General features: G+C 60.0%; 7 protein-coding genes. 4 read left to right on the top strand and 3 right to left on the bottom strand.

Annotation, left to right across the window (positions count from 1 at the left end):
• Positions 1–113: 113 nt before the first annotated feature.
• Together IBX54_RS11355 and IBX54_RS11350 are read right to left on the bottom strand one after the other, a co-directional pair.
• Positions 114–1,235, bottom strand: coding sequence for an alkene reductase (locus IBX54_RS11355; protein WP_296542766.1), 1,122 nt, complete (start codon positions 1,233–1,235; stop codon positions 114–116).
• A gap of 11 nt (positions 1,236–1,246) precedes the next feature.
• The gene (locus IBX54_RS11350; protein ID WP_296542765.1) at positions 1,247–1,945 is read right to left on the bottom strand and encodes a nucleotide-binding protein; all 699 of its coding nucleotides are present in this window, start codon (positions 1,943–1,945) and stop codon (positions 1,247–1,249) included.
• 160 nt (positions 1,946–2,105) lie between these two features.
• On the opposite strand from IBX54_RS11350, the gene IBX54_RS11345 reads away from it, so the two are divergent.
• Genes IBX54_RS11345 through IBX54_RS11330 form a run of 4 tightly spaced genes read left to right on the top strand, consistent with a single transcriptional unit; the run spans position 2,106 to position 6,124 of the window.
• Positions 2,106–2,405 carry a DUF3144 domain-containing protein gene (locus IBX54_RS11345; RefSeq protein WP_296542764.1) on the top strand — a complete coding sequence of 100 codons (300 nt, stop codon included), beginning with the start codon at positions 2,106–2,108 and terminating at the stop codon, positions 2,403–2,405.
• Positions 2,406–2,457: 52 nt separating this feature from the next.
• A complete protein-coding gene (locus IBX54_RS11340; protein WP_296542763.1) occupies positions 2,458–3,336 on the top strand; it encodes a PhnD/SsuA/transferrin family substrate-binding protein in 879 nt (292 codons plus the stop codon).
• The gene (locus tag IBX54_RS11335; protein ID WP_296542762.1) at positions 3,333–4,799 is read left to right on the top strand and encodes a HAMP domain-containing sensor histidine kinase; all 1,467 of its coding nucleotides are present in this window, start codon (positions 3,333–3,335) and stop codon (positions 4,797–4,799) included. The genes IBX54_RS11340 and IBX54_RS11335 overlap by 4 nt, the downstream gene beginning before the upstream one ends.
• Positions 4,796–6,124 carry a sigma-54 dependent transcriptional regulator gene (locus tag IBX54_RS11330; RefSeq protein ID WP_296542761.1) on the top strand — a complete coding sequence of 443 codons (1,329 nt, stop codon included), beginning with the start codon at positions 4,796–4,798 and terminating at the stop codon, positions 6,122–6,124. Before IBX54_RS11335 ends, IBX54_RS11330 begins: the two co-directional genes overlap by 4 nt.
• A 49-nt stretch (positions 6,125–6,173) precedes the next feature.
• On the opposite strand, the gene IBX54_RS11325 is transcribed toward IBX54_RS11330, so the two are convergent.
• A partial coding sequence (locus IBX54_RS11325; RefSeq protein WP_296542760.1) for a DegT/DnrJ/EryC1/StrS family aminotransferase occupies positions 6,174–6,490 on the bottom strand: 317 nt, incomplete at its 5' end.

Below are 6,490 nucleotides of genomic sequence, written 5' to 3'. Positions count from 1 at the left end.
CACTTCGTTCGCAATGACGGGGCTGGGGTTCGCAATGACGGCTACTGTCGCAATGACGGGACTGTTCATGGAAAGGTGCGTCACATATGCTATGCCACCGGGGCTTCCCGGGCTCAGGCACCTTTGAACGAAGGGTAGTCGGTGTAGCCTTTGGCACCGCCGCCGTACCAGGTGGTCTTGTCGCTTTCGGCCAAAGCCTTGCCCTTGCGCAGGCGCTCGACCAGGTCGGGGTTGGCAATGAACGCGCGGCCAAAGGCCACCAGATCGGCGCCTTCGGTAATGGCGGTTTGCGCCAGCGCCTTGTCCAGCCCGTTGTTGACCATCCAGGCGCCCTTGCCGGCAGCGGCACGGTAGGCGCGGCGCAGGCCGGTGTAATCAAACGGCCGATCGGGCAGCTCGCGCGGGCCGCCGGTGGCACCCTCGATGATGTGCACATAGGCCAATCCAAACGCGGCCAACTGGCGCACCACGTAGTCGAACAGCGGCTGCGGGTCTGGGTCAAACGCGTCGTTGGCGGGGGTCACGGGTGACAAGCGAATGCCCACCTTGCCGCCGCCCACGGCGCTGGTCACGGCCTGCACCACTTCGAGCAAAAACCGGGCACGGTTTTCTATGCTGCCACCAAAGTCGTCGCGCCGCTGGTTGGAGCCGCTTTTAAGAAACTGGTCGAGCAGATAACCATTGGCAGCGTGAATTTCAACGCCGTCAAACCCCGCGGTCTGCACCGCATTGCGCGCCGCCGCCACATAAGTGTGCACGATGTCGGGCAGCTCGTAAGTCTGCAGCGCGCGCGGCTCAGAGGTGTCCACAAACACCGGCACGCCGTCTTTCAGCAGCACGGTCTTGGTTTTGGCGGTAATGGCCGACGGCGCCACCGGCGCGTCGCCATGGGGCTGCAAGCTGGTGTGCGAGACGCGGCCCACATGCCAGAGCTGGCAGACGATTTTGCCGCCCGCCGCGTGCACGCTGCGCGTCACGTCTTTCCAGGCCTCGACCTGCTCCTCGGCGTACAAGCCGGGCACATCGGCATAGCCCTGGGCCTGCTGGCTGATGGCCGTGGCCTCAGTGATGATGAGCCCGGCGCTGGCGCGCTGGGTGTAATACTGCGCCGTGAGCGCGGTGGGGGTGGCATCGGGGGCGCGGTTGCGCGTGAGCGGTGCCATCACGATGCGGTTGGCGAGCGTCAGGTCCCCGGCGTGCACGGGGTCGAACAGGGTGGCGGTACGGTGTGGCATAAAAGGTCCGGTTACTTTTGCAACTTGGCATCTTCGAGCATCACCTGGTAGGTGTAGCCGGAACCCAGGTTGACATTGGTGCGCAGAACGCCTTTGAGCTGTACCACATCGCCCACTTTGAACAGCTCCTGGGAAGTGGCCAGCACGTCGTTGGTGTCGTTGGCAGCGGTGCCAGTTCCGTCACGCAGATGGACCCAGTTCTTGCCCATGATGGCCGCGCTGAACTTGACCACCTGGGCGCGCACCAGCACCGGCTTGTCTTTCAGCGAAGCGCTCTTGGTGATCAGTTCGGCCACGGTTTGCGCGCCGGCACCGGTGGCCTTGGCGACCTTGATGTTGCCGGCAACCGTGGTCTTGGGCGCTGCCGCATGGGCCGATGCAACCTGGGCGGCTTCTTCGGAAGCACTTAACCTGGGCTTGGCCAGGCTGCCAAAGTAAATTTTCGGAAAGGTTTTCTTGAGCACCTTGCTCTCGAAATTGTCCATTTGTTCGGCGTCTTCCACCGTTACCACGGCGCCTTTTTTGACCGGCGCCTTGCCCACGGCAGTCCAGACCTCGCCTTTGTCGGTTTTGAGCAGCAGATAAGAGTAGATGTCAACCTCCTTGACCTCGAGCACTTCACCCTTGATCACCACGGGAGTTGCAAGCGCACTGACACCAAAGCCAAGGCCGGCACCCACCACAAACAGGGTCGCAAGAAAACGTTTCATATCAAAACCATCCAATCTGGAAAAAGGCTGCACTGGGCAGGTGGGCTAGCAAGCCAAAAAATTCTTTCAAATTACTGGCTTGAATTTTAGCTTTGCCTTGCAAGATAATGGCGGTCTGTGGTTAAGCCACTTCTCTGCACCCCATTTTCTGGAAAGCAACATGCCACAAAACCCGGATCCCGCCTTTTTTGACCGTGCCAACGCACACATCAACCTGGCCAACGACCAGCTCAACCAGGACGTGCATGGCCAGGTGAGCGCCTCCATGATGTACGCCAGCGCCCGCTTCAGCACCTCGCTGACCGCCAGCGGCTACAAGACCGCAACAGAAATGGCAAGCCACAAAAACGCCAATATCGACTACTTTGTGCGCGAATACCGGATGGCGCTGGAAGAGCACATGGACGACTACATCAAAAATTTCGACCGCTACATGGCCATGTCCAAAAATATCGGCTGAGTCTGATATAAATACGGGCAATTCCGGAAACCGCCTGCCAAAGACAGCGCCCATGAAAATACCGTTTAGCCGCATAGCACGCCACCTCCGGCGGCTAGTGTGGTTGTGCGCTGCCTTCCTGTTCTTTGCCAGCCCCGCCGGGGCGGCGCCCATTACCGGCCCGATCCGCATCGGCCTGCCCGACAGTCTGCTGCACCAGCAATACCTGCTGTTGTCCGAGTGGCGCCAGTACCTGATCAACCGGCTCAAGCGCCCGGTTGATTTTGTCCTCCACAAAAAACCCGATGACGCCACGGTGCAACTCGACACCGGAAAACTCGATTTTGCCTGGATCACCGATTACCCCAATGCGCATGTTGACGGCCGGATTCGCCTGCTTGCCCAGCCGCTCTACAAGGGGCAGCCCTTTTTTACCTCGTACCTGATCGTACCCACTTATAACCACGCCACCAATTCCTTGCTACAGCTCAAGGGCGCGGTGTTTGTTTTTACCGATGCCAACCAGAATGGCAGCTACCTCGACGTGCGTTACCAACTGCTGATGGCTGGCGAAGACCCTGACCAGTTTTTCAGCAAGGTTTTTTTTGCACGATCGCATCGTGAGGTCATCAAGGCCGTGGCTGTGGGGCTGGCCCATGCCGGTGAAGTGGACAGCGTGGTGTGGGACGCGCTGGCCAAGGTGCGCCCAGAGCAGACCGGGCAAACCCGCATCGTCGCCAGATCGGTTCCGTATGCTGCCCCGCCATGGGTGGCCAACACGCATGTTGAGCAGAGCGATTTCGACGCAATGCAGCGCGTGCTGATCGGCATGGCATCAGATGCCAAAGGCGCCGAGCTGTTAAAGCGCATCGGCATTGACGGCTTTGTACCCGGCGATGAAAGCATCTTTTCGCACAACATCAAAATGAGGCGTGCCCTGGGTGCAGAATGATGCGGGTTTTCAACATTTTCAACCTGAGCCATCGCTACAAGTTTCCCATTTGGGGAAGCCTGCTGATCATTCTGACCACAGTGGTGATTTCTGGCGCCCTGCTGTTCAAGGCCTACCAGGACATGCGCCAGGATTTGATCAACTCATCCTCCAGCCTCGCCAACACACTGGTGACCAACATCTTTCAGCCCTTGACAGAAGACGACATATGGCAGGTTTTTGAAACCATCAGCGCGCCGCTGGCTGTGACCCACATCCAGGACCTGATGCTGCCCAAGAACATCCTGATTCTCGACAACGACTTCAAAGTGGTCGTATCCACCACCCCCATGCTCATTCCCATGGGCACGCGCATCGACCAGCTCACGCCCGAATACGGCATTTTGATCCAGCGCATCCTGAACTCAGCCATGAGTCCGCTAAAAACCTATGACATGGAAGATGCGCAAAATATTTATGTTGCCGCACCCATCCTCAACGAGGGCTTCAGTCTGGGCACCCTGATCGTGGTCCACTCCAAAGACGTGCTGATGCCGCGCCTGTATCGCACCGCCCTGCACGGCGCTCTGGTGGGCCTGCTGGTGCTGCTCATCCTGCTGCCCATCAACTGGTCTTGGGGGCAGCGCCTGGCGCGCCCGCTGGTGCTGCTGACTGAACGCATGAAACTGCTCAAGACCGGCGATATCGATAACCTGGAAACCAAGGTTTACCCCTACCACGACGAGGTGGGCCAACTGCTGGCGGCCTACCACCAGATCGTCGAAGAGCACGAAAAAAGCGATGCCCTTGAAAAGCAGATCATCCACTCGGAGCGACTCGCCGCCGTGGGCCGTCTGGCTGCCGGCGTGGCCCACGAAATCAACAACCCGCTGGGCGGCATGCTCACCGCCATCGACACCCTGAAGAGCTATGGCGACATGGACGCGCGCACCACCAAGACCATCGACCTGATTGGGCGCGGCCTGACCCAGATCAAGGAAACCGTGGGCGCGCTGCTGGTCGAGTCGCGCGTCAAGAGCCGCCAGCTCGACCCCCAGGACTTCGAGGACATCCGCAACCTGGTGCTGCCCCAGGCGCGCAACAAAGAGCTGCTGCTCGACTGGCGCTCCAGCTTGGCCCGGTCACTAGCGCTGCAAGCCAACCAGGTGCGCCAGGTGTTGATCAATCTGTTACTCAACGCCATTCATGCAGCCAATCAAAAGGGCCTGGTGATTTGCGCCATCTCCGAACACGACCACATCTTGCACATGCGCGTTGAAAACGATGGCGCGAAACTCAGCCAGGAGCAGATGCTGCACCTGTTCGAGCCCTTCTCGCCAATCAGCCAGACCGGGCACGGCCTTGGCCTGTGGATCACCTACCAGATCGTGCAGCAGCTCGGCGGCAAAATTTCGGTAGAGCAAGTCAACGACCATGTCATATTTACCGTCACCCTGCCCTTTGAAGAAGCCAGCACCGCATGACTGTCAATCGTATTTGCCTGATTGAAGACGACGAAATCATGGGCGAGGCGGTCTCCGACCGGTTTGCCCTCGAGGGCTTTGACTGCATCTGGTTCAAAACCGGCGAAGCCGCGCGCCAATCGCTCCAGAAAGACCGTTACAGCGTCGTCATCAGCGACATCAAGCTGCCCGACATCGACGGCGAACAACTGTTCGAAGAACTCCGCGCCGCCGGCACCGAGCTGCCGCCCTACATCTTCATGACCGGCTATGGCGCCATCGACCGCGCCGTGCGCCTGCTCAAGCTCGGCGCCCAGGACTACTTGACCAAACCGGTCGATATCAGGGCGCTGATCGACATGGTGCACAACATCTTTGCCAAAGCCACACGCGGCACCAAACACGCCTCTGGCGCCCCCGGGCTGGGCCTCTCCAGCGCCATGCGCCATATCGAATCGGTGCTACCCAAACTGGCCCATGACAACATCACCGTGCTCATCACCGGCGAATCCGGCGTCGGCAAAGAAGTGGTGGCGCGCGCCCTGCACAGCCTGCGCGACCCGGATTGGCGCCTGCCCTTCATCACCGTCAATTGCGCCGCCATCACCGACACCCTGCTAGAGGCCGAAATGTTCGGCTACGTCAAAGGCGCCTACACCGGCGCCGTGCGCGACAAAAAAGGCTACTTCGAGCAGGCCAACGGCGGCACGCTGTTTCTCGACGAAATTGGCGAAATGCCCCTGTCCATGCAGGTCAAACTGCTGCGCGTCATCCAGGAGCGCAAGGTGACGCGGGTCGGCTCCGAGGCGCTCATCCCGATCGAAATCAACCTGGTCTGCGCCACCAACAAGGTGCTCAAAACCATGGTCGAGGCCGGCGAGTTCCGCGAAGACCTGTACTACCGCATCAATGTGCTGGAGCTGCAAATACCGCCGCTGCGCGAGCGCCGCGAAGACATCCTGTGGCTGGCCAGCCAAATGCTCGATGCCGAAGCCAAACAGCATGGTACGCCCCGCCGCGAGCTTAGCCCCGAGGCCGAGCTTGCCTTGCTCGACAACCCCTGGAAAGGCAACATCCGCGAGCTCAAAAGCTGTCTTGAGCGCGCCTGCATCCTGTCCAGCCAGGCGGTGCTGACACCCGATGTGCTGTTCGGCCAGGGCGGCGAGGCCAAGCCAGAGGCCACCACCTCGCTCAACGACTACCTGGGCAGCTACGAGCGCCACTACATCGAGCAAACGCTCAAGGGCAAAGAGGGCCGCATCGCCGACTCAGCCGCCGCCCTGGGCATCAGCCGCAAGACACTCTGGGAAAAAATGAAGAAGCTGGGAATTGGCGAAGAAAAATAGCTTTCCAGTGACAAAGTTATCCCTACCAGCGCGGTGGTAACGTCCCCTTTCAAACAGCCGCCACCACCGCCGCAATCACCTCAGCCAAGTGTTCCTCCAGCCCCAGCCACATGGGCAGGCGCACCAGGCGGTCAGAAATGCTGTCGGTATTTGCCATGCTCCCCGCTGCGCGCCCCACCACCTGGCCGCGCAGCGATGAATGCAGCGGAATGTAATGAAACACCGGGGCAATTCCCTTGCTTTTTAGCCGCGCAATAAAAGCTGTGCGCTGCGCCAGGCTGGGCAGCAGCAGGTAATACATGTGTGCGTTGTGCACGCAATCGGGCGGCAGCGTGGGGCGCTGCAGCTTGCCGGCCTGCTCCAGGC

This window comes from Rhodoferax sp., assembly GCF_014859475.1.
Taxonomy (GTDB): Bacteria; Pseudomonadota; Gammaproteobacteria; order Burkholderiales; family Burkholderiaceae_C; genus Rhodoferax.
The sequence above is the reverse complement of the archived record's forward strand: the minus strand, read 5'-3'. Positions and strand labels throughout refer to the sequence as shown.